Below are 21,966 nucleotides of genomic sequence, written 5' to 3'. Positions count from 1 at the left end.
GAGCGGAGGCGCGAGGGCGAGCGCCCGTGCGACGGGGTTGTCCATCGGGGGGATCAGAACTCGGGCGCGACGACGGGGCCGGCGGAGGACCGGGCCAGGTTGAGCGCGGTGCGCAGCGATCCGACCGAGGAGTCGACGAGCGTCCGATAGCCGAGGCGTCGTGCCTCCGAGGCGCGGTGCGGTGCGGCGGTGACGGGCCTCACCTCGCCGGCGAGGGAGATCTCCCCGTAGGCGGCGAGCGTCTCCGGAATGGGCCACTCGGCCGTGGAGGCAGCGGAGGCGATCGCGATGGCGATGGCGAGGTCGGCCGCGGGCTCCGTGAGCCGCACCCCTCCCACGGTGGAGACGTAGACGTCGTGCTCGGAGAGCTTCACGGAGCAGCGGCGTTCGAGCACCGCGAGGAGCATGGCGACGCGTGAGGCGTCGACGCCGTTCACCACGCGACGAGGGTTGGGTGCTGACGTCTTGATGACGAGGGCCTGGATCTCGACGGGGATGGCGCGTTTGCCCTCCATCGAGACGGTGATGCATGTGCCGGACACTGGTCCCGTACGGCTGAGGAAGAGCTTGCTCGGATCGGCGACCTGCGCGATGCCGTCGCCCGTCATCTCGAAGCAGCCGACCTCGTCGGTGGGGCCGAAGCGGTTCTTGAGGGCGCGGATGAAGCGGAGCGCCGTGTGGCGGTCGCCCTCGAAGTGGCACACCACGTCGACGAGGTGCTCGAGCACTCGGGGGCCTGCGATGGAGCCGTCCTTCGTGACGTGGCCGACGAGCACGAGGGGGAGGTTGCGTTCCTTCGCGAGACGCATGAGCGCAGACGCCACCTCGCGGACCTGGCTGGGCTGTCCGGCGAGCCCGTCGATCGTGGCGCTCGCGACGGTCTGGACGGAGTCGACGATGAGGAGGTCGGGAGAGACCGCCTCCACCTGGCCGAGGACCGTGGCGAGGTCGGTCTCCGCCGCGAGGTAGAGGTTGTCGCTCAGGGCGTTGGTGCGCTGGGCGCGCAGACGCACCTGCCCGACGGATTCCTCTGCGCTCACATAGAGGACGCGTCGACCCTCGCGGGCCGCTCGGGCTGCGACCTCCAGAAGGAGAGTGGACTTGCCCACGCCAGGCTCGCCCGAGAGCAGCACGGCCGCGCCTGGCACGACGCCGCCGCCGAGCACGCGGTCGAACTCGCTGATGCCGCACGACCAGCGCTCCACGTCGACCGTTCCGATGTCGGTGATGCGCCGCGCAACGCGGTCGTCCGCGACGACGGAGGGGCGGATGCGCGTGACGATACCCGACGCCGTTCCTGCCTCGACGACGGTGCCCCACTGCTGGCATTCGGGGCACCGGCCAGCCCATTTGGCCGCCTGCCAACCGCATTCGCTGCACTGGAAGGCACTCGAGTTCTTGGGCATGGTTCGAGCGTAACGACCCCCTCCGACACCGGCGGACGCGCGGCTCGCGAACGGTGCCTCGATTCGCGCCGACGCCGGTGCTCGGCTACACTCGACGGCGGTGACGTGTCCGAGCGGCCGAAGGTGCAACTCTCGAAAAGTTGTGTAGGGCAAACCCCTACCGTGGGTTCAAATCCCACCGTCACCGCCACCAGGAGGTCCCCGGCAGTCCCGCGTCGCGCGGAGCGGCCGGGGACTTTGGTTGTTCTGCCCTCCATCGGGGGAGTGCGCGTACGTCATGGAGGTGCCTAACGTAAGTGGTTCGCTCCACCGGAAGGTAACCCGTGTCACCCGTCGCAAATTGGTATCCCGATCCGCACAACGCAGCATTCGTCCGGTACTGGGATGGACATCAGTGGACCCAACACGTCGCGCCGCGACAGGGTGCGCAGCCGCAGCCGCAGCCGCAGCCGCAGTCGCAGCCGCAGCCGGCCGGCACGCTTGCCGCTCATCCCGCGCCCGCACAGCATCAACAACACCAGCCGCGGGCGGTGGCTCCGCAGGCCGCGCAACCGGAACCCGCTCAGCCCGTACGCGCCCAACCACAGCGCCAGGAGCAACGCGTTCCGACGTTCGGCGCGAAGAAATTCGCGGAGCAGCTGCAGGAAGAGAACGCCTACCTGCGCTCGATCGTCGATCGCTATGGTCTCGACGACACCGTCGAGGCGGAGCGGCGCAAGGCCGAACTTCGAGGGCACCTCGACAACACCCAGAGAGAGGTCGCCGCCGCGTCCGGCCAGATCGCCAATGCCCGCGCAGAGCTCGCGCGACTGGCCGAGCAGATCGTCGGCGCTCGCAACACCATCGATCTTCAAGAGCTCGGCATCTTCGACTACGAGCACCCCGCCGAGTCGTCCACGGTGCTCGCGACGCAACTCGAAGCGCTACGAGCACAGATCAAGCAGACGGTCCGCGATGGAGGCGCCACGAGCGCGACGACCCAGTTCACATTCAACAACTCGGTCGCGAAAGGCAAGAAGTTCGTCAGCGACATGTCGAAGCTCCTGCTCCGCGCGTACAACGCTGAGGCGGAGAACTGCATCAAGTCGGTGCGAGCAGGCAATCTCGCCACGGCGCAGAAGCGGCTCTCGACGGTCGTCGACCAGATCGCGCGTCAGGGGACGATGATCGATCTGCACATCACGCCCCACTACCACGGGCTCCGTCTCCACGAACTCGAGCTGGCTGCGCGCCACCTGCAGACGGTGCAGCGGGAGAAGGAGCTCGAACGCGAACGACGCGAGGAGCTGAGGGAACAGAAGAAAGCCGAGCTGGAGCTCGCCCGCGAGCAGGAGAAGCTCAACAAGGAGAAGTCGCACTACCTTTCCACGATCGCGGTTCTACAAGCCAACGGAGACGAAGCCGGGGTCGCTCGCCTGAACGCGCAACTCGCCGACGTCGAACGAGCGCTCGCCGACGTCGACTACCGAGCGGCGAACATCCGCGCCGGGCACGTTTACGTGATCTCGAACGTGGGTGCATTCGGTCGAGACATGGTCAAGATCGGAATGACCCGCCGTCTCGAGCCCATGGATCGTGTGACCGAGTTGGGCGATGCGTCGGTGCCGTTCCGATTCGACGTCCATGCGCTCTTCTTCGCGCAGGATGCGGTCAGCGTGGAAGCCGCCCTCCATCGACGGTTCGCCGACCGTCGGGTCAATAAGGTCAACCTCCGTCGCGAGTTCTTCCGAGTGACACCGGATGAGGTCCTCGAGGCGATCCGGGACGAGCAGATCGAGATCGTCGAGTTCACGGTCGACGTTGCGGGCGAGGAGTATCTCGCGAGCGTCACGACTGGGACGGCAGCACCCGTTCCCTCTGCCGGCTAGTCACCGAGACGTCACCCCCGCCGTGCGAGGAAGTGCAGCTCGTCGGAGTCGGATTGGCTCTGCCGCCACGTCGAGTGCTCGACGACCGCCGGCTTGTGCGACGAGTGCACGTAGAGCACGTTCGTGTCGCCGAGGGCGTTGAGCACGTAGCTGTCGGGTGTGATCGCGTTGTTGAAGACGACGTGGGTGTCGGGCTGCTCGGTGAGCAGGGTGGAGATGAGGCGGTCGACGCGTTTGGGCATGAGTTCGGGTCTCTGTGACGGCGGACTTCGCGGGCTGACGGGGACGGGCGCTCTTCGAGATTAGCTCGCTGTCGTCGAGTCGGTGGTGACGTTGCGGCACCGTCCCGGCCATGCTCGTCCGTGAAGGTCCGGTCGTGAGTGAGGGATACCCCGGCGGCGCCGTGTCGCGCTCCGCCGCCAGGGTGCTTCCCTAGCCCTGGCGCGCCTTGAAACGAGGGTTGAGCTTGTTGATGACGAAGATGCGACCGCGACGGCGGACCACCTGCGCTCCCGGCATCTTCTTGAGCGACGAGATCGAGTTGCGGACCTTCACGAGGCCTCCCTTTCTTATTGAGAACAGTTATCGTTTAGAGTACTCCCCATGGGAGCTTCGGAGAGCGACATGCAGCGCATCGGTTCGCGAGGGGGCGTCGCGGTCACCCTCGTGAGCTCGTCCGACATGGACACGGCGAACCTCGTCGCCGCGAGCTTCGCCGGAGTCCACCCGGCCGCGCCCGGCCGTCGCATCGAGACGGACCACGAGGACAGCGGCGATTTCGCTCTCCATCTCGCGGAGGGGCTGTGCGAACGAGCGGACGCCGGTCTGCGCGGGGAGTCGGTGATCGTGCTCGAACCGGCCGCCGACGTCATGGAGATCGCGCTCGTGTGCGAGTTCGTGCTCACACGACGCGACCCGCACCAGACGCCGGTCGTGATCCGCGAGGTGATCGCCGTCTCCTCCATCCGGGAGATCCTCGACCGATTCCTCGACCGTGTGGGGGGACCGAACGAGACAGCCGTCGACGACTCGGCGGGACGGCTCGCCGAGCGACTCGAGTTCGCGTCGACCGTCGTGCTGACGGATCTCGACGACAGCCCGGGGCACGCTCGCGCCGCCCTCGCGGTCGAACTCGTCCGGCGCCTGAATCCGCAGGCCCTCCTGATCGGTGTCGACCGTGTGCGGTCGCTGCGTCGTGTCCCGCTCAGGCGGACCGAGACACGTGCCCATCGGATCGGAGCGAACATGGGCTGGCAACTCGCCCTCGCTCCTGACGCGGCACCGCCGACCGGGCTCATCGGTGCGACCATCTTCCGGGACCCGCGTCCCTTCCATCCAGAACGGTTGGCGAAGGCCGTCGCCTCCGACCTGAGCCCCGACCGCATCGGCACGATCCTCCGGTCCAAGGGGCTGATACGGCTCGCGAGCCGCCCAGACAGCGTGGGATCGTGGTCGAGTGCCGGTGACCTCCTGAGCATCGATCCCACGGGCATGCCGAGCTGGGACGCCGACTCTCCCGTGGGTCAGGAGATCGTGTTCTTCGGTCACCGGCTCGACGCGGATCGTCTCACCGAGGCACTCGGGGACTGCCTCCTCACGGCCGACGAACTCATCGCGGGACCGTCGGCGTGGAAGACCTACGCCGACCCGTTCCCTGCGTGGGGTGCTGACCACTCCCACTGATGGGCCTCGGATCGACGTCGATTGGTGAGATCGTGCGCGATCTCCCGCGAATCGGCGTGAATATTGCCCCCGGTGTCCGTGCACCGCCATCTTCGCAATCGCGTGCCGAGGCGTCTTCCCTAGCGTTGCTCCACAACAGCTGGACGACGAAAGGTACGACATGACGACAATCGCCGACGAGCGACCGACCGTACACACCGCACGGTCGACGGACGCGTTCTGGGACACCGCGCGTCGCCACCTCATCCGCTATGGCCCTGCCGGGTTCATCCCGTCGATCATCGATCGCGCCGAGGGCTCCTACCTCTATGACGAGAGCGGTCGCGCGATCCTCGACTTCACGTCGGGCCAGATGAGCTCACTCCTCGGGCACGCCCACCCGGCGGTCGTCGAGACGGTGTCGCGCTCCATCGCGACGCTCGACCACCTCTTCAGCGGGATGCTCAGCCGGCCCGTCGTCGATCTGGCGGAAGCTCTCTCCGACACGCTTCCGGCGCAGCTCAGCAAGACCATGATCCTCAGCACCGGCGGTGAATCCAACGAGGCGGCCATCAAGATGGCCAAGCTCTTCACGCAGAAGCACGAGATCGTCTCGTTCGACCAGTCGTATCACGGGTCGACGCATGCGGCCGGCGCCGCCACCTACAGTCTGTCGAGGGCAGGCTACGGACCCCTCGCACCCGGCAACCTCATCATCCCGACACCCAACTCGTACCGTTCGGTGTTCCGCAACACCGACGGGACCCACGACTGGCGGGCGGAGCTGGACTTCGGGTTCGCGATGGTGGACCGTCAGTCCGTCGGCAGTCTCGCCGCCTTCATCGCCGAGCCGATCCTCGGCACGGGCGGTCTGATCCCGCCGCCCGACGGGTACTTCGCCGCCCTCCGCGCGAAGTGCGACGAGCGCGGCATGCTCCTCATCATCGACGAGGCGCAGACCGGGATGTGCCGGACGGGCGACTGGTACGCGTTCCAGCACCAGGGCGTCGTGCCGGACATCCTCACGCTCTCGAAGACCCTCGGAGCCGGGCTGCCGGTGTCGGCGGTGGTGACGTCCGCGGAGATCGAGGCCGTGTGCAGCGAGCGCCGGTTCATGTTCACGACCACACACGTGTCGGATCCACTCGCCGCCGCCGTGGGCCTCACGGTCGTCCGCACCCTCGTCGAGGGGGAGTACGACGCGGTCGCTCGCAGGATGGGGGACCGCCTGCGCCGAGGACTCCTCGAGCTCCAGACGCGGCACGACCGGATCGGGGATGTGCGGGGCCGCGGGCTGTTCCAGGGCGTCGAGCTCGTGATGGATCGTGAGACGAAGGAACCCGCCGACGATTTCGGCACCGCCGTGACGGCCGCATGCTTCGAGCGGGGGCTGCACCTCAACATCGCTCAGATGCCGGGGGTCAACAGCATCCTGCGGATCGCCCCGCCCCTGACGATCGCCGAGGCGGACCTCGACACCGGTCTCACGATCCTGGACGAGGCGCTCACCGACGCGCGGAAGCACTCCTGACGGTGGCGACGTCGACCGGGGTCGTACCGTCAGATCGCACGTGCTCGGGACGGCGAATCCGCTTTGATGACCACCATGGGGAATCGGGAGACGAGCCGGCCGAGGCCCGGCAGGGTCAGGAGACTCCGCCGCATGAAGGTCTCGTAGGCGGCGAGATCCCTCGTCGCCACGACCACCTCGAAATCCGGGGAGCCGAACATCCGACGCGCCTCGACGACCTCCCGGTGAGACGTCAGCTCCGATTCGAAGCGTGTGGTCGTGTCGGGAGACTGGTCGGCGAGCTCGATGCTCACGAGGACCTCGAACCCGCGATCCACGGCCGATGGCGCGAAGTCGGCGTGGTAGCCGGTGATCACGCCTTCCTCCTCGAGGCGTCTGACGCGCCGCAGGCACGGCGACGGCGTCAGCCCGACGGCGGCCGCCAGCTCGAGATTCGACTGGCGGCAGTCCCGTCGCAGTTGATCGATGATTGCGCGATCGATGGCGTCCACAGGTCGATTCTGCCGTCGCTACGACGCCTCACGACGCGTTTCATCCAAACGCCATCGACTCGAAACGGAACCGAAACGAAGGTGCATCCATGACGGTGCATCCGAACCTCCTCCCCGAGTTGGCAGCCGTCGCCGGCGCAGCGGACATCGACATCGCGGACCTCGCCAGCGCTCGTCGCGTGACGGACGACGCATCTCGTCGGGCGATCGAAGCGCTCTCCTACGAAGGGGTCGACGTGACCGACATCGTGGCGCCCGGACTCGGAGACGACCCGGACGTGCCGATTCGCTTCCTGCGGCCGACGGGGCGCGGCGGCACCCTCCCCGTGCTCCTCGCGATCCACGGCGGCGGCTTCGTCCTCGGTCGAGCGCAGGAGTTCGAGTACTTCTGCCTCGAGGTCGTGCGCGAGCTCGGCATCGCTGTCGCGAACGTCGACTATCGCCTCGCGCCCGAGACCCCGTTCCCCGGTCCTCTCGACGATTGCTACGCGGCACTCCTCCACGTGAGCTCGAGTGCCGGGGAGCTCGGCATCGATCCGGGGCTGCTCGCCGTGGCGGGATCGAGCGCCGGCGGAGGTCTCGCTGCGGGTATCGTCCTCCGGGCTCGCGATGAGGGCGGACCGCCGATCGCGTACCAACTGCTCCTGAGCCCGGCGGTCGACGACCGCGCAGGCACCGGCAGTACCGCTGAGCTCGTCTGGCGCTACTACCTCGGACCGAGCTATGCGGGGCGGACGGATCCGGGTGTCTCGGCGTATGCCGCACCGGCGAGAGCGACCGATCTCTCGGGGCTCCCTCCCACGTACATCGCCGCCATGGAGATCGATCCGGTGCGCAACCAGGACATCGAGTTCGCCGTCCGGTTGCTGGATGCGGGCGTCAGCGTCGAGCTGCACTCCCATCCCGGGACTTTCCACGGCTCGTTCGAATTCGCCCCAGCGGCTCCGAGCAGCGCGCGCATCCGCGACGGGATGCTCGGCGGCCTCGCCCGGGCACTCGGTCTGGCCCCTCGGCCGGGGTGATGCGCCGGGCCGTCCGCGGACGCCCGTCACGGACCCACGATCCGCACCACCGCACTCCGCACCACGATCCACGTTCCACGATCCACCGATCCACCGATCCACCGATCCACCGATCCACCGATCCACCGTTCCATCGATCCACCGAAAGCCGCTCCATCCATGCTCTGACCCCCCCCATACCCCTTCGAACCAGGAGTCGATCAGCCATGACGCTCAAGCCCACCCGACGCGCGACACCCGCGGAGCACGCCTCGCCAGCACCGGGATCCACCGACCCGACCGGGGGTGCAGCGAGTGGCCCCGAGGGCACCGGAGCCGGGCCCCGGCTCGACTTTCGGATCGGGATCGCCGGGGCGTTTATCGCCCCTGGCATCTTCCTTGCCGGGGTGGTCGCCTTCTTCATGGTGTTCGGCGTCTTCGACATGAACGCCCTCACGGCCTCGGGACTCGCCGGCGTCCTCGTCGCCGGTCTGTTCGCGCGATCGTATTCGCGGTTCTGGGAGCACATCATCGCCGGGGTGTCGTCCCGGAACTCGGTCTCGCTCCTGCTCATCCTGCTCGTCGTCAGCATGGTCGCCGCCATGATCACGCAGTCTGACGTGGCCGGTGGCTTCGTGTGGCTCGCGGGGCAGATCGGGATCGACGGCGGGACGTTCGCCGCGGTGACCTTCGTCCTCACGTGCGTCATCTCGATGTCCACGGGCACCTCGTTCGGCACGATGTTCACGGCCTTCCCGATCTTCTACCCTGCGGGTGTCCTGCTCGGCGCCGACCCGGTCCTCCTGGCCGGTGCGATCCTCTCCGGAGCGATCTTCGGCGACAATCTCGCTCCCATCTCCGACTCCACGATCGTCTCGGCGTCCACACAGCGCTACCGCCGCCGCCAGGGCATCGCCGAGATCGGCGGCGTCGTCCGCTCGCGAGCGCCCTACGCACTCGTGGCGGCCGGAATCAGCGCCGTGCTCTTCCTCGTCTTCGGACTCGTCGGCTCGGGCCGCGGCGCTTCGGGGGCGATCGCCGGCGCGGACGGCGACCCGATGAGCCTCGTCATGGTCGTTCCCGTGGTCGTCCTCCTCGCCGTCGCGTTCTGGAAGCGCGACATCTTCCTCGCCGCGACCGTCGGACTCCTCTCGGGCATCGTCATCGGACTCGCGACGGGGCTCATGAGCCTGGCCGACGTGATCTCGGTGGGAGAGGACGGCGCCCCGGGAGGCCTTCTCGTCACCGGTGTCGGCGACATGCTCCCGCTCGTCGGTCTCGCGATCGTGATCTTCGCGATCGTCGGCATCCTCCAGGGTGCCGGGGTGTTCGACCTCGTCGTCGATCTGGTCGGACGCTCGGAGCGGTCGGCCACTCCCATGCGGGCCGAGCTGACGATGGGCATCGGTGCGGCCGCTGCCGCGGCGCTGTTCGCCGGCGTCAACAGTCCGTCGATGCTCATGTTCGGACCCGTCGCCGACAAGCTCGGAGCCAAGGCTCAGCTCCACCCGTACCGCCGGGCAAACGTCATGGACGGCTTCACGCTCGGCATCGGCGCCGTCGTCCCGGTGGCGAGCGTCTTCCTCCTCATCTCGAGCCAGTTGACGCAGGGCTACGGCGACGATGTACCGGTGCTCTCGGCATTCTCCATCTTCACCACGTCGTTCTACCCGCTCATGCTCACCGCGGTGATGCTCGTGGCCGTGCTGACGGGCTGGGGTCGTCGGTTTGAAGGGGAGGGCGGGGCCGCGGTGCGTCGTCGCCCCGACGGCGCAGTGGATACCGTCACGGTCTAGCCCTTCGGTGCACGCCACAGGTTGCCGTCGTCTCCGTCTGACCGGAGACGGCGGCAGCCTCGTGGGCCGGTCGATCGGCTAGAGCGTCGCCGCGTGGTCCGGCACGAACCGGTGGTCCTCGATCGGCGGGCGTTCGGTGTCGGACGCGGCCGGCCGCTCGGGGAAGTGCACCTCATCGGGGTCGAGGCGGTCGTACGGGATCTGGCTCAGCAGATGGTTGATCGTGTTGATGCGAGCTGCTTTCTTGTCGTCGCTGTCGATCGACCACCAGGGTGCGTACTCGTGGTCGGTCACGTCGAACATGGCGTCCTTCGCCCGCGAGTAGTCCTCCCACTTCGTGATGGACAGCAGGTCGGTGTCCGAGAGCTTCCAGCGTCGCATCGGGTCGTGCAGCCGCGAACGGAACCGCTTCTCCTGCTCGGTGTCGGAGACCGAGTACCAGTACTTGAGGAGGATGATGCCGTCGTCGACGAGCATCTTCTCCACCTGGGGCACCTGCGCGAGGAAGCGCTCGTACTCCTCGTCGGTGCAGTAGCCCATGACGCGCTCGACGCCGGCCCGGTTGTACCAGGAGCGGTCCATGAGCACGATCTCGCCCTTCGTCGGGAGACGTTCGATGTAGCGCTGGAAGTACCACTGACCCTTCTCGCGCTCGGACGGCTGCGGCAGCGCGACGACGCGGGCCGTGCGCGGGTTCAAGTACTGCATGACGCGCTTGATGGCGCCGCCCTTCCCGGCGGCGTCGCGGCCCTCGAAGATCACGAGGACGCGCGCCCCGGATGCGCCGATCCACTGCTGCATGCTCACGAGTTCGACCTGGAGACGCTTCAGTTCCTTCTCGTACGCCTTCTTGTCGATGTGGTTCTGCTGCTTCTTCGACTTCTTCTTATGGCCCATGGCGGCGAGGCTACGCCCGTGTGGCACCTGCACGACGGGCTTGCGTTATCCCGCCGAATCCGAATCTCACCAGTCGGCAGGACCGGCGCCGCCCGCCTCGTACTCCTCGAGCGGAGCGTCGCCCTCGCTCCAGGCGGTGAGGACGGGCGTGACGATGCGCCAGCACTGCTCGGCGACGTCGCCGCGGACCGAGAGCAGGGTGTCCCCGTCGAGGATTCCCGCGAGCACCTGGCCGTAGGCGTCGAGGTCGGCCGTGCCGGGCCGCGCTTCGAGGACCACCCGTTCGAGTTCCGCGACGTCCTGCGCGCCGTTGACGAACAGGTCGAGGTCGACGTCGCCGGTCTTGAGCGACATCCTGAGCACCGTCCCGCCGTCGGCCGACGCGCCGCCGAGTCCCGTCGGAGGGGTCGATGGACGGAAGTGCACGGCGACCTCCCTGCGGGGGGATCCGATCGCCTTGCCGGAGCGCAGCACGATGGGCACGCCCTCCCAGCGGGGGTTGTCGATCTGCAGGAGGATCTGCGCGAGCGTCTCGATGCCGCGATCGGCGTCCACGTCGGGCTCGTCGACGTAGGAGGGGAAGAGGCGCCCGTCGACGCGCCCCTCCGTGTAGCGAGCGCGCCGTGCCGTTCGCGGGTCGTCGCGCCACAGGCGGACGGACCCGAGCACCTCGGCCATGCGGTCGTGCACCTCGTCCGCCGTGATGGCGTCCGGGCGTTCCATCGTGGTGAGCGCGAGGACCATGAGGAGGTGGCTCTGCAGCATGTCGCGGAGAGCGCCGGTCTGGTCGTAGAACGTGGCGCGGCCCTCGATGCCGAGCTCCTCGTCGTAGAGCACCTCGATCTTCTCGACGTGCTCGGCGTTCCACGTGGCCTCGAGGAAGCGGTTCCCGAACCGCAGCCCCAGCATTCCGAGCGCGGTCGCGTTGCCGAGGAAGTGATCGATGCGCCACAGGCGGTCCTCGGGGATGACGTCGGCGAGCGCCTCGTTGAGGGAACGCGCGTCGTCGAGGTCCTCACCGAAGGGCTTCTCGATCGCGACGACGAGGTCGTCGGGCAGATCGATGGCGGCGAGCGACTCGGCGACGGTGTGCCCCATGGACGGTGGGAGCGCCACGTAGAGGACAGGCGAGGACGGGCACGCGTCGAGGAGCGCCTTCAGCTGCTCCGGATCGGAGGCGTCGGTCGCGACGAACCGCGCGCCGGCGGTCAGCGAGTCGACGGTGTGCGAGGAGATGCCCGCGGCCTCGAGGCTGCGGCGGACGAGGGCCTGCCACTCGTCGTCGCTCTGGGGTGTGCGCGCGGCGCCGATGAGTGTGAGGTCCAGACCCCGCGCGTTCTCGACGACGTGGCCGAGTCCGGGCAGGAGGAGGCGTTCGGTGAGGTCGCCGCCGGCCCCGAGGATCGCGATCGTGCGGGCGTCCGGGGAGAGGGACTCCGCCTCGGGTATTCCGGCCTGGTCGTTCATCGGTACTCCTCCTCGTCGGCGTCACGTGTGCTGCTGTTCCATCTCACGCGAATCGACGGGGCCGGGGGAGGGCCTTGCGTGCACGTCGGGCGCGTGCGACCGGCCCGGATCTCCAGGCATGGAATGTTCATAGGTTTCTCATGGGTGACTGCTGTGTGGTCGATCCACACTCGGGGAATCGACCGGTACACGACCGAAGGAGAAGGACCCATGACACGCATCCCCGAACCCGAGCAGACCCCTGACGGCCCCGCCTACGAGGGCCGTCTCCTCGACCGGGCCGACGAGGAGGTCGTCGACCAGGGAGCCCCCTTCGACATCCGGACGCTCATCAGCCGTCGCGGTGTCCTGACCCTCGTCGGCGCCGGAGTCGGAGCCGTGACGCTCGCCGCCTGCTCCTCGACCGCGACGGGCAGCACGACGGCCGCGGCGACAGCGACCTCCTCGGCGACGCCGACGGCGACGGCGAGACCGAGCGCCACGGCCACCGCGACGACCGCCGCCGTGGACGTCCCCGCAGCCGAGATCCCCGACGAGACGGCCGGGCCCTACCCCGGAGACGGCTCCAACGGCGCCGACGTGCTGGAGCAGTCGGGCATCGTCCGCAGCGACATCCGGTCGAGCATCGACGGCGCCGCCACGGCCGAGGGCGTTCCGATCACGCTCGACCTCACGATCCTCGACATGGCGAACGGTGACGTGCCGTTCGAGAACGTCGCCGTCTACGTCTGGCACTGCGACTCCCAGGGCCGCTACTCGATGTACTCGTCCGGCATCGAGGACGTGACCTACCTGCGCGGCGTCCAGGTGGCGGGCTCCGACGGGGTCGTCTCCTTCACGTCGATCTACCCCGCGTGCTACTCGGGTCGCTGGCCGCACATACACTTCGAGGTCTACCCGGACGTCGACTCGATCAGCGACGCCTCCAACGCGATCGCGACCTCCCAAGTGGCGATGCCCGAGGACCCCTGCAGCGCGGTCTACGCCCTCTCCGCCTACAGCGGCTCGAGCAGCAACCTCGCGCAGGTGAGCCTCGACTCCGACAACGTCTTCGGCGACGACGGCGGCGCCCTCCAGATCGCCACCGTGACCGGCGACACGACAGCCGGCTACGCCGTGTCGCTCACCGTCCGCGTCGACACCTCGACGACCCCGACCGCTGGAGCCGCGCCGTCCGGCGGTGGTGGTGGCGGCGGCAACTGATCGACCACCCACTCCATTCCACCCGCCCATCAACGACCGTCAGGACATCTCATGCTTCAGAACCTCACCGGATGGCACGCCCTCATCATCCTCGCCATCGTGCTCCTCGTCTTCGGAGCGGCCAAGCTCCCGTCTCTCGCCCGCAGCGTGGGCCAATCCGTGCGCATCCTCAAGGCGGAGACGTCGGAGACGACGCCCGACCGCGCGGACTCGCGTGAGACGAGTGCGCGGACGGCCACCGCCGACGACGCGTCCGTATCCACGTCGGTGGACGCTCGCACTCCAGAGCACACCCGCCCATGACCGCCATCGGAGCGCCGGCCGCGCGGATGCCCCTCTCCCGGCATCTCGCTGAGGCGCGAACGCGCCTCATCCGCTCGGCCGCCGCTCTGCTCGTCGGCTGTGTCGCCGGCTACCTCCTCTCCGGCACCATCCTGGAGTTCGTCCGCGCACCGATCGAGGAGCTTGCGGCCTCCCGCAACGCGAGCCTCAACTTCGACAGCGTCACCGGCGCCTTCGATCTGACGATCGCGATCGCCGTCGGCGCCGGAGTCGTCCTCTCGAGTCCCGTCTGGCTCGCCGAGCTCTTCGCGTTCATCGCGCCGGGGCTGACGCGACGGGAGAAGAGATACACGATCGGCTTCCTCGTGAGCGCCGTCCCTCTGTTCCTCGCGGGATGCGCCATGGGGCTGCTCGTCTTCCCGCACATGGTTCTGCTCCTCACGAGCTTCGCCTCCGACGAGAGCAGCAGCGTGCTGGACGCATCGTCCTACGTCGGCTTCGTCGTCAAGTTCGTGGTCGCGACCGGAACCGCTTTCGTCCTGCCCGTCTTCATCGTGCTCCTCAACCTCATCGGCCTGCTGCCGGCCCGCACGATCGTGCGGAGTTGGCGGGTGTGGATCATCGCGATCGTCCTCTTCAGCGCGCTCGTCACGCCGGCGGCGGACGTGATGTCGATGTTCCTCATCGCCGTGCCCATGTCGGCGCTCTTCGTCGCCGCCGGCGCCGTCGTGGTCGTCCACGACCGTCTGGCCGCGCGACGCGCGGCTCTCGACCCGGCCGACTCCCACGAACCCGTTCCCGCGCTCTAGCGCATCCCCGCCTCAGGAGGCAGCACATGTTCGGACTCACGGCTGAGAAGCTCATCGTGGTGGCCCTCGTCGCCGCGCTCATCATCGGTCCGCATCGCCTGCCCGCGTACGCGGAGAAACTCGCGAGCACGATCCGTGCGATCCGGCTCTTCGTGCAGTCGGCGCGGATCGCGGCGGAGCGCGAGATGGGCACGACGCTCGACCCGTCGGAGTGGCGTTCGCTCGACCCGCGTCAGTACGACCCGCGGCGCATCATCCGCGACGCCCTCGCGGAGGACGCCGATCGACGGGAGGGTGGTGGACGGGATGACGCGAAGCGACGGGCGGAGCTCCCGGGTGACGCCCGCGCCGAGTCCGACCCCTCGCCGGCGATCGAGGATCCGGTGACCCCGCCGCCCGCGGACACTCCGAGCGAGACTCGCCGGCAGCGACGCGTCATGACCGGGACATCCGCGCACCCCCGTTGGATACTCGTCGACATCGACGAGGAGGACGAAGCCGAGGCGTCCGCCGAGGAACAATCGTCGGACGATGTGCGTGTGCCTGTGCCTGTGCCTGTGCCTGTGCCGTCGTCGGCGGGCGTCGGTGCGGTATGACGGTCGACTACCCGCTCGCCTCCGAGCGCCGCTCGATAGCGGCATCGGTATCGTCGGCGGCGCTCGGGGCATCGTGCATCTCGACCGACTCGGTCGGCGCATCGTCATCCGAGTCGGTCGAGGACCTCTGAGCGGACTCCGACGGAGCCGAGGGGTCGGGTCCCGGGGCCCGGCGCTTCGCGGGCCGACGGATGCGGCGGGCGATGATCTCTCCGAGGGTGACGCCCGCGGCGAGACTCAGCCCCGTCATCGCTGCCTGGAGGAGCAGCTGTCCGCCGTCGGTCTCGGAGCTGCCGGTCACGACCGCGAGCATCCCGCGGTAGATGGTGAGGCCGGGGAGCAGCGGCACGATGCCGCACACCGTGATCGCCACGAGAGGGATGTCCGTGCGGCGCGAGACGAGGCTCGCGGCGAATCCGACGGCCGTCGCGGCGATCGCGGCCGCCGCCGGGTTGCTCGCGCCCGCCGCGACGGCGGTCGCGAAGACGGCCAATCCGCCGGCCCCTGCGAGGGCGCTCACGACGGCCGTGAGGCGACCGGCATGAGACGCGGCCGCCCACGCAGCCGACGCGATGCCGGCGGCGAGCACTTGCGCGTAGAGGGGCGCGGGGTTCGCGGGGATGTCGTCGAGGGTCAGCGTGATGTCCAGCCGACGCGCCAGGTCGAGCACGCCTCCGATGCCGGCGACGATGCCGACGGTGAGAAGGAGGACCTCGAGGATCCGACCGCTCGCCGTGATGGGGTAGCCGTTGATGGCGTCGTTCGCCGCGCCGACGACGGTGCCGCCGGCGAGGAGCACCACGACGCCCGACGCCACGACGAGGGCAGGGGGAAGGGTCGTGAACTCCACGGGCAGACCGGGGATCGCCGCGCTCAGAGCGACGGCGACGGTCGTCGCTATCGCGGCCCCCGCCGCCTGCCGGAAGAAGACCGGCAGCCCCCATGCGCTCAGGATGCGGCTGGCGGAGTCGATGAGGACCGTCGTCGCCGCGGCGATCGCCACGATCGCCGGGCCGCCTCCGAGAAGCACGGCGACGGCGCCGGCGAGCACGGCGAGGAGAAGGGTGACCATCCAGCGACGCACACGGTGGGGTGCCGACAGCGCCTCGTCGAGCTGGGCATGGGTGGCTTCGAGGACCTCTCGGACCTCGTCGCGCTCCTCCGACCCGATCCCCGGGTCGGACACACTCGTGCCGATCCGGGTCGCACTCAGGGCCCGCTCGATTGCGAGCACACGGCTGAGGCGGCCGTAGTCGGCCGTCGGCGACCCCACGACGCGGAGCACGCTGACTCCCGCGAGCCGGTCGGTGCCGTCGTGCGTCACGAGGATGGAGGTGAACGTGAGGTCGATGTGGCTCTCGACGCCGAACGTCCGGCAGACGCGTGCGATCGCGTCGGTGACGTCGTCGGCCGACTCTCCGAGGGCGAGCATCGCCTCGCCGATCCGCGCGGCCAGCTCGATCACCTCGCGGATCGACTGTTCGGCGATGTGGGGACGACGTGAGCGCCCGCCGAGCGGTAGGCGTTGCGTCGATCCGGTGGTACGCGCAGCGAGCCGTCGCCACCTCGTCCGCAAACCCATACCTGCAATGTAACGGGCGCCAGCGACGGCAGCGGACCGCTCGCCACTGCGGCTAGATTTGGACGAGCCCGTGCCGTCACATCGATGGCGCGATCCGCATCACCCACCTCGAGGAGAATCCCATGTCGGTCGGTCTGCTCGCTGTCGTCGACGACATCCTGACCGCCGCCCTCAAGGCGAGCGCGAAGACCGCAGGCGTCGTCATCGACGACGCGGCCGTCACCCCGCAGTACGTGCAGGGCATTACGCCGGCGCGCGAGCTGCCCGTCGTGTGGAGGATCGCCCTCGGCAGCATCGTCAACAAGTTCGTCATCATCATCCCGATCGCGCTCCTACTCACCGCGTTCGCTCCGTGGGTGCTGCCGTACCTCCTCATCGTCGGCGGCGGGTTCCTCTGCTTCGAGGGCGCCGAGAAGGTCCTCGAATGGTTCGGCGTCTCCCACGGCCATGAGGAGGAGGAGGCTCGGGACGAGAAGAAGCTCGTGTTCGGCGCCATCCGCACCGACCTGATCCTCAGCACCGAGATCATGCTCATCGCGCTCACCGGCCTCCCCACCGACTTCAGCATCTGGATGACGCTCGGCGCCCTCCTCATCATCGGTGCCGGCATGACGGCGCTCGTCTACGGTGCCGTCGCCCTGCTCGTCAAGATCGACGACATCGGTCTGCGCCTCATGAAGAGCCCGTCGCGCGGCGTGCGTCGCGCGGGCGTGCGCGTCGTCGCATCGATGCCGGCGGTGTTCCGCGTCATCAGCGTCGTGGGAACCGTAGCGATGCTGTGGGTCGGAGGACACCTCCTCATCTCGAACCTCGCCGACACGTTCTGGCACGGACCGGAGGACGTCGTCCACGCCGTCACACACACGATCGAGGCCGCCGGTCCGGTCGTGGAGTGGATCGTCGACACGGCGCTCTCCGCGGTGTTCGGCCTCGCGGTGGGGCTCGTCATCGTGCTCGTCGTGACCGGAATCGGCCGCCTGACGAAGCGGCGGGAGCCCGCCGCCTCGCACTGACGCGAGCGCCGCACTGCACGATCTCCGTCGATCGGCCCCTCCCTTTCGCGTTCCGCTGCGAACGACGAGGATGAGGGCAGCGATGCCGCCACCGATCGAAGGAGATCGACGTGATCACCAGTCCATACCCCGACGAGACGATTCCGGATGTGAGCGTCTTCGACTTCCTGTTCGCCGACCTGAGCGAGGACGACGCGGGTCGCACCGCGATCGTCGACGGCACGAGCGGTGCCGAGACGATTTTCGGCGATCTGCGGCGGGGGATCGAGTCGCTCGCCGGTGCGCTCGCGGCTCGCGCCATCGGCACGGGGGACGTCGTCGCGCTCCACAGTCCGAACATCCCGGCCTTCGCGACGGTCTTCCACGGGATCCTGCGCTCGGGCGCGACGGCGACGACCGTGAACGCGCTGTACACGGCGGAGGAGATCGAGACGCAACTGCGCGACTCCGGAGCCGTGTTCCTCTTCACGGTCGGCGCGCTCGCCGAGCCGGCGCTCGCCGCGGCGGCCGCCGTCGGTCTCTCTCCCGAGCGCGTGGTCGTGCTCGACGGACGGGACGGACACGCTGGTCTCGCGGACCTCCTCGGCGAGGGACACGATGCTCCCGTCGTCGACATCGATCCCGCGACCCACGTGGCCGTCATGCCGTACTCGTCGGGGACCACGGGATACCCGAAGGGCGTTCGCCTCAGTCACCGGAACCTCGTGGCGAACGTGGTGCAGACGTACCCGCTGCTCGACGTCGAGTCGACGGACGTCGTCCTCGCCGTCCTGCCGTTCTTCCACATCTACGGCATGACGGTGCTCCTCGACATCGCCCTCAAGCGGCGCGCGACGCTCGTGACCATGCCGCGCTTCGATCTCGCACGCTTCCTCGAACTCATCCAGACCCACGGCTGCACGTACCTCTTCATCGCTCCGCCGATCGCCGTCGCTCTCGCGAAGCACCCCCTCGTCGCGGAGTACGACCTCGGCACCGTTCGGGCGATCTTCTCCGGGGCCGCCCCGGCCGACGCCGGCCTCATGGGCGCCGTCGCCGAACGGGTCGGCGCGCGCGTCCGGCAGGGGTACGGCATGAGCGAGGCGAGTCCCGTCACCCACGCCGGCCGACCCGATCGCGACGATCTCTCCCTCGGCTCCATCGGCGTCCCCGTCGCCAACACCGAGGTGCGGCTCGTCGACATCGAGACCGGTGCAGACATCGACGTGCCGACGGAGGGCATCAGTGAGCCCGGTGAGGTGTGGGTGCGCGGTCCGCAGGTCATGCTCGGGTACCTGGGTCGTGAGGACGCCACACGCGAGACGGTCGACGAGGAGGGCTGGCTCCACACGGGCGACATCGGCACGGTGGGTGCCCAGGGCGAGTTCTACATCGTCGACCGGCTCAAGGAGCTCATCAAGTACAAGGGCTACCAGGTGGCGCCGGCGGAACTCGAGGCCCTGCTCCTCACCCACCCGGACATCGTGGACGCCGCCGTGGTGGGGGCGCCCGACGCGGACGGTCAGGAGATCCCAAAGGCCTTCGTCGTGCAGCGGGAGGGTGCAGCACTCGACGCCGCCACCGTCGAGGCCTTCGTCGCCGAGCACGTCGCGCCCCACAAGAAGGTACGGGCCGTCGAGTTCATCGAGACCGTGCCGAAGTCGGCGTCCGGCAAGATCCTGCGGAAGGACCTCAGGGGCTGACCGATCGGGGCGGCCGCTCGGCCGCCCCGATCCGCACAGGTGTCAGGCGCTCGGTCGCGGGTACACGACCCCCGTGAGCTGCTCGGATGCGGCCCACAGGCGCTTCGCCATGTCGACGTCGCTCGCGGCGGCCGTGCGTCCGACGAGAGTCGGGTACCCGCGCTGCTCGCCGAAGCCGTCCGGCCCGACGAAGCTCGCGCCCGGGAGATCCTCGACGGCGGCGAACAGGGTGGGGAGCGCCCCCATCCGGTCGGACTGGGCGACGACCTTCGTCACGACCCCCATCGCGCGGTCCGCGATCGCGTGCCCCGAGCGTCCGGCGAGGTTCGTGGAGGCGAAACCGGGGTGGGCGGCGTGCGAGCGCACCCGCGAGCCGTCGGCCTCCAGTCGGCGCTCGAGCTCGAGCGTGAAGAGGAGGTTCGCGAGCTTCGACTGGCCGTAGACGGCCCAGCCCTTATACGGCCGATTGCGCCAGTTGAGGTCGGCGAGGTCGATGGTCCCCATGCGATGTGCGCTCGAGGACACCGTCACGACACGGTCCGTGATGTGCGGCAGGAGGAGGTTCGTCAGAGCGAAGTGTCCGAGGTGGTTGGTGCCGAAGTGCAGCTCGAAGCCGTCGACCGTCGTCGACTGCGGCTGCAGCATCACGCCGGCGTTGTTGACGAGCACGTCGACGGGTCCATCCCACTCGTCGGCGAAACGCCGGACGGAGGAGAGGTCGGCCAGGTCCAGTTCGCGGACGTCGACCTTTCCGCGGATCGAGGCCGCGGCCTCCCGTCCCCGCTCCGTGTCGCGCACCGCGAGAACGACATGCGCGTCGGCCGCAGCCAGTCCCGCGGCCGTCGCCCGTCCGAGTCCACTGTTGCCGCCGGTCACGATGACGGTCCTGCCGCCCTGAGCTGGGATATCCCGAATGTTCCACGTGGTCATTGCGCCACTGTAGGCGGCGGCTATGGACGCGGGCTGGGGGTGGACGAACACGCAGGGCGCGGATCAGCGACGCCTCTGATGCAGAGGGAGCGTCACCGTGAAGCGCGACCCCTTCCCCGGCAGGCTCTCGACGTCGATGCGTCCGTGGTGCGCGTCGACGATCGTCCGGACGATCGACAGACCGAGTCCGAGTCCCTGCGTCGCCTGGTCCCGTACCTCCTGCGCTCGGAAGAAGCGGTCGAAGAGCTGCCGCTGATCGCTCTGTGAGATCCCGATCCCCGTGTCCGTGACGACGATGGAGAACTCGGTGTCGCCCGGGACGAGAGAGAGGGAGACGCGGCCGCCGCGAGGGGTGTACTTCAAGCCGTTCGACAGCAGGTTGTCGATGACCTGGCCGATACGGCTCGCGTCGGCATCGGCGTCGAAGCGCTCGGGTGCGTCGACCTCGACGTCGATCCCGAGGACGTGGGCGCGGGGCGCCACGGCCTCCGCGCACTCGCGGACGACATGGGCGAGGTCGACCGGGCCGGGTCTCACACGGATCTCGCTCGCGTTGGACGTGAGCAGGTCGGAGATGATCGCGTGGAGCTGGTCGGCGTTGCGTTGGATGGTCGAGACTTCGCGACGGATCCCGAGGGCATCGAGGTCGTGGGCGTCCGAGAGGATGTCGAGGTAGCCGATGATGGAGGTGAGCGGTGTGCGCAGTTCGTGCGACACGGCGACGAGGAACTCCTCACGCACGGAGATGGCGTTCGCGAGGTCCGTCACGTCGTGGCCGACGAGGACCGTTCCGAGGAACGCGCCGTCGTCGGTGTGCACTCCGACGGAGTTCGCGACGATCGCATGCTGGTTTCCGGGTCGTCCGATCCAGTAGAGGAGTCCACGGAACTCCTCTCCGCGGAGTGCCCGGTAGATCGGCTGGTCCTCGCGGCGGAGTGGAGTGCGTCGGTCTGCCTCGTACGCAGCGAGCGCGCTCTTCGACGCTTTGTCGTACTCGGCGATCTCGGCCTGAGCGAACGTGGCCTGATTCCGCATGCCGACGGAGCCGTCCGGCAGGAAGTGCACGATGGCGGCGTCCACCGAGTTGGCCACGGTGAGCGCGAGCGCGTTCGCCTGTTCAGCCTCGTTCAGCACACGACGGGCTTCGGCGCGGGTAGCCCGGAGGAGCCGGGCTGCCGCATGCACCGTCACGGCCACGATCGTGATGAGGGCCGGGAGGAGGAAGAGGGAGGCCCAGTCGCGACCCGTCGCCGGTGCCGGCCTGCCGGCGAGGATCGGCAATGCCGTCACGTAGAGGGCACCGATCGCGGAGAGGGGGATGGCGCTCACGGGGAAACGGTACGAGAGCCACATCACGGGGAAGACGATGAGGAGACCGGTCGACGGGAGCGCGGCATAGAGCGATTCTCTGAGGAACGCGACGGCGACGATGTCCGACAGGGGGATCGCGATGAGCGCGTTCGAGGGCAGCTGGTTCCACGGCACGATCGCGATGGAGGCGGTGGCCAGGGCGGTGACGCCGAGCCCGAGGAGGAAGAACGCGTCACCGATCGCCGAGGGGACGCCGATCAGCACGAAGCCGACGAGGACGACGGTTCCGAAGACGAAGGGTGCCTGACCACGCCAGAAGACGTCGCGACGACGGATGAGCACTGCCGATGCGGCCATCGTCGACTCCTTCCGGCGGATGTCGTCCGCAGCTTCGAGCATTCCCGATCACCGCTGCGTCGCCGCCGTGGCGCGCCGGACG

20 protein-coding genes and 1 tRNA gene are annotated in these 21,966 nt (G+C 68.8%); 12 read left to right on the top strand and 9 right to left on the bottom strand.

All coding sequences use genetic code 11. The annotated features are described in order from the left end of the window. Positions 1 to 53 precede the first annotated feature (53 nt). The gene (gene radA, locus CLV49_RS02150) at positions 54 to 1,406 is read right to left on the bottom strand and encodes a DNA repair protein RadA (protein ID WP_106562065.1); all 1,353 of its coding nucleotides are present in this window, start codon (positions 1,404 to 1,406) and stop codon (positions 54 to 56) included. A 99-nt stretch (positions 1,407 to 1,505) separates the two neighbouring features. Between radA and CLV49_RS02145 the strand changes: the two genes are divergently transcribed. Both CLV49_RS02145 and CLV49_RS02140 read left to right on the top strand, forming a co-directional pair. Beyond that, positions 1,506 to 1,596 (top strand) — tRNA-Ser (locus CLV49_RS02145). Positions 1,597 to 1,729: 133 nt separating this feature from the next. Further along, a complete protein-coding gene (locus CLV49_RS02140; protein ID WP_106562064.1) occupies positions 1,730 to 3,274 on the top strand; it encodes an SNIPE associated domain-containing protein in 1,545 nt (514 codons plus the stop codon). An 11-nt stretch (positions 3,275 to 3,285) separates the two neighbouring features. Here the strand turns inward: CLV49_RS02140 and CLV49_RS02135 are convergent, their stop codons facing one another. Together CLV49_RS02135 and ykgO are read right to left on the bottom strand one after the other, a co-directional pair. Beyond that, positions 3,286 to 3,516, bottom strand: a complete 231-nt coding sequence (locus tag CLV49_RS02135; RefSeq protein ID WP_106562063.1) for a chemotaxis protein CheY — start codon at positions 3,514 to 3,516, stop codon at positions 3,286 to 3,288. Positions 3,517 to 3,706: 190 nt separating this feature from the next. After that, positions 3,707 to 3,829: a type B 50S ribosomal protein L36 gene (ykgO, locus tag CLV49_RS02130; RefSeq protein ID WP_106562062.1), complete on the bottom strand. Its 123-nt coding sequence runs from the start codon at positions 3,827 to 3,829 to the stop codon at positions 3,707 to 3,709. A 48-nt stretch (positions 3,830 to 3,877) separates the two neighbouring features. On the opposite strand from ykgO, the gene CLV49_RS02125 reads away from it, so the two are divergent. After that, positions 3,878 to 4,957: a GTP-binding protein gene (locus CLV49_RS02125; RefSeq protein WP_243696758.1), complete on the top strand. Its 1,080-nt coding sequence runs from the start codon at positions 3,878 to 3,880 to the stop codon at positions 4,955 to 4,957. Between the two features lie 160 nt (positions 4,958 to 5,117). Continuing rightward, positions 5,118 to 6,467: an aspartate aminotransferase family protein gene (locus CLV49_RS02120; protein ID WP_106562061.1), complete on the top strand. Its 1,350-nt coding sequence runs from the start codon at positions 5,118 to 5,120 to the stop codon at positions 6,465 to 6,467. Between the two features lie 29 nt (positions 6,468 to 6,496). Here CLV49_RS02120 and CLV49_RS02115 read toward each other — a convergent pair whose 3' ends face one another. After that, on the bottom strand, positions 6,497 to 6,958 hold the full coding sequence (locus CLV49_RS02115) for an Lrp/AsnC family transcriptional regulator (RefSeq protein ID WP_106562060.1): 462 nt from the start codon (positions 6,956 to 6,958) through the stop codon (positions 6,497 to 6,499). A gap of 89 nt (positions 6,959 to 7,047) precedes the next feature. Here CLV49_RS02115 and CLV49_RS02110 point away from each other — a divergent pair, with 89 nt between their 5' ends. Both CLV49_RS02110 and CLV49_RS02105 read left to right on the top strand, forming a co-directional pair. After that, a complete protein-coding gene (locus CLV49_RS02110; RefSeq protein WP_106562059.1) occupies positions 7,048 to 7,980 on the top strand; it encodes an alpha/beta hydrolase in 933 nt (310 codons plus the stop codon). Between the two features lie 206 nt (positions 7,981 to 8,186). Continuing rightward, positions 8,187 to 9,755, top strand: a complete 1,569-nt coding sequence (locus tag CLV49_RS02105; RefSeq protein ID WP_106564824.1) for a Na+/H+ antiporter NhaC family protein — start codon at positions 8,187 to 8,189, stop codon at positions 9,753 to 9,755. Between the two features lie 78 nt (positions 9,756 to 9,833). Here the strand turns inward: CLV49_RS02105 and ppk2 are convergent, their stop codons facing one another. Together ppk2 and CLV49_RS02095 are read right to left on the bottom strand one after the other, a co-directional pair. Continuing rightward, on the bottom strand, positions 9,834 to 10,652 hold the full coding sequence (ppk2, locus tag CLV49_RS02100; protein ID WP_106562058.1) for a polyphosphate kinase 2: 819 nt from the start codon (positions 10,650 to 10,652) through the stop codon (positions 9,834 to 9,836). 66 nt (positions 10,653 to 10,718) lie between these two features. Further along, positions 10,719 to 12,119, bottom strand: a complete 1,401-nt coding sequence (locus CLV49_RS02095; protein WP_106562057.1) for a glucose-6-phosphate dehydrogenase — start codon at positions 12,117 to 12,119, stop codon at positions 10,719 to 10,721. Positions 12,120 to 12,329: 210 nt separating this feature from the next. On the opposite strand from CLV49_RS02095, the gene CLV49_RS02090 reads away from it, so the two are divergent. The 4 genes from CLV49_RS02090 to CLV49_RS02075 are packed head-to-tail and all read left to right on the top strand — an operon-like array spanning position 12,330 to position 15,009. Further along, positions 12,330 to 13,322, top strand: coding sequence for an intradiol ring-cleavage dioxygenase (locus CLV49_RS02090; protein ID WP_106562056.1), 993 nt, complete (start codon positions 12,330 to 12,332; stop codon positions 13,320 to 13,322). Positions 13,323 to 13,373: 51 nt separating this feature from the next. Beyond that, positions 13,374 to 13,625: a twin-arginine translocase TatA/TatE family subunit gene (gene tatA / locus CLV49_RS02085; RefSeq protein ID WP_106562055.1), complete on the top strand. Its 252-nt coding sequence runs from the start codon at positions 13,374 to 13,376 to the stop codon at positions 13,623 to 13,625. After that, positions 13,622 to 14,413, top strand: a complete 792-nt coding sequence (tatC, locus tag CLV49_RS02080; protein ID WP_243696757.1) for a twin-arginine translocase subunit TatC — start codon at positions 13,622 to 13,624, stop codon at positions 14,411 to 14,413. The genes tatA and tatC overlap by 4 nt, the downstream gene beginning before the upstream one ends. 26 nt (positions 14,414 to 14,439) lie before the next feature. Next, on the top strand, positions 14,440 to 15,009 hold the full coding sequence (locus CLV49_RS02075) for a twin-arginine translocase TatA/TatE family subunit (protein WP_106562054.1): 570 nt from the start codon (positions 14,440 to 14,442) through the stop codon (positions 15,007 to 15,009). A gap of 7 nt (positions 15,010 to 15,016) precedes the next feature. On the opposite strand, the gene CLV49_RS02070 is transcribed toward CLV49_RS02075, so the two are convergent. Then, complete coding sequence (locus tag CLV49_RS02070) at positions 15,017 to 16,591, bottom strand: threonine/serine exporter family protein (protein ID WP_106562053.1); 1,575 nt, start codon at positions 16,589 to 16,591, stop codon at positions 15,017 to 15,019. A gap of 122 nt (positions 16,592 to 16,713) precedes the next feature. On the opposite strand from CLV49_RS02070, the gene CLV49_RS02065 reads away from it, so the two are divergent. Both CLV49_RS02065 and CLV49_RS02060 read left to right on the top strand, forming a co-directional pair. Continuing rightward, positions 16,714 to 17,604, top strand: coding sequence for a DUF808 domain-containing protein (locus CLV49_RS02065; protein WP_106562052.1), 891 nt, complete (start codon positions 16,714 to 16,716; stop codon positions 17,602 to 17,604). 110 nt (positions 17,605 to 17,714) lie between these two features. Then, positions 17,715 to 19,286: an AMP-binding protein gene (locus CLV49_RS02060; RefSeq protein ID WP_106562051.1), complete on the top strand. Its 1,572-nt coding sequence runs from the start codon at positions 17,715 to 17,717 to the stop codon at positions 19,284 to 19,286. A 42-nt stretch (positions 19,287 to 19,328) separates the two neighbouring features. Here the strand turns inward: CLV49_RS02060 and CLV49_RS02055 are convergent, their stop codons facing one another. Beyond that, positions 19,329 to 20,216 (bottom strand): oxidoreductase, encoded by an 888-nt coding sequence (locus CLV49_RS02055; protein ID WP_106562050.1) that lies wholly within the window; start codon positions 20,214 to 20,216, stop codon positions 19,329 to 19,331. Between the two features lie 63 nt (positions 20,217 to 20,279). Continuing rightward, complete coding sequence (locus tag CLV49_RS02050) at positions 20,280 to 21,884, bottom strand: sensor histidine kinase (protein WP_158261881.1); 1,605 nt, start codon at positions 21,882 to 21,884, stop codon at positions 20,280 to 20,282. Positions 21,885 to 21,966: the final 82 nt, after the last annotated feature.

This window comes from Labedella gwakjiensis, assembly GCF_003014675.1.
GTDB lineage: Bacteria > Actinomycetota > Actinomycetes > Actinomycetales > Microbacteriaceae > Labedella > Labedella gwakjiensis.
Note: the sequence above shows the minus strand (reverse complement) of the source record. Positions and strands in the feature narration are given on the sequence as shown.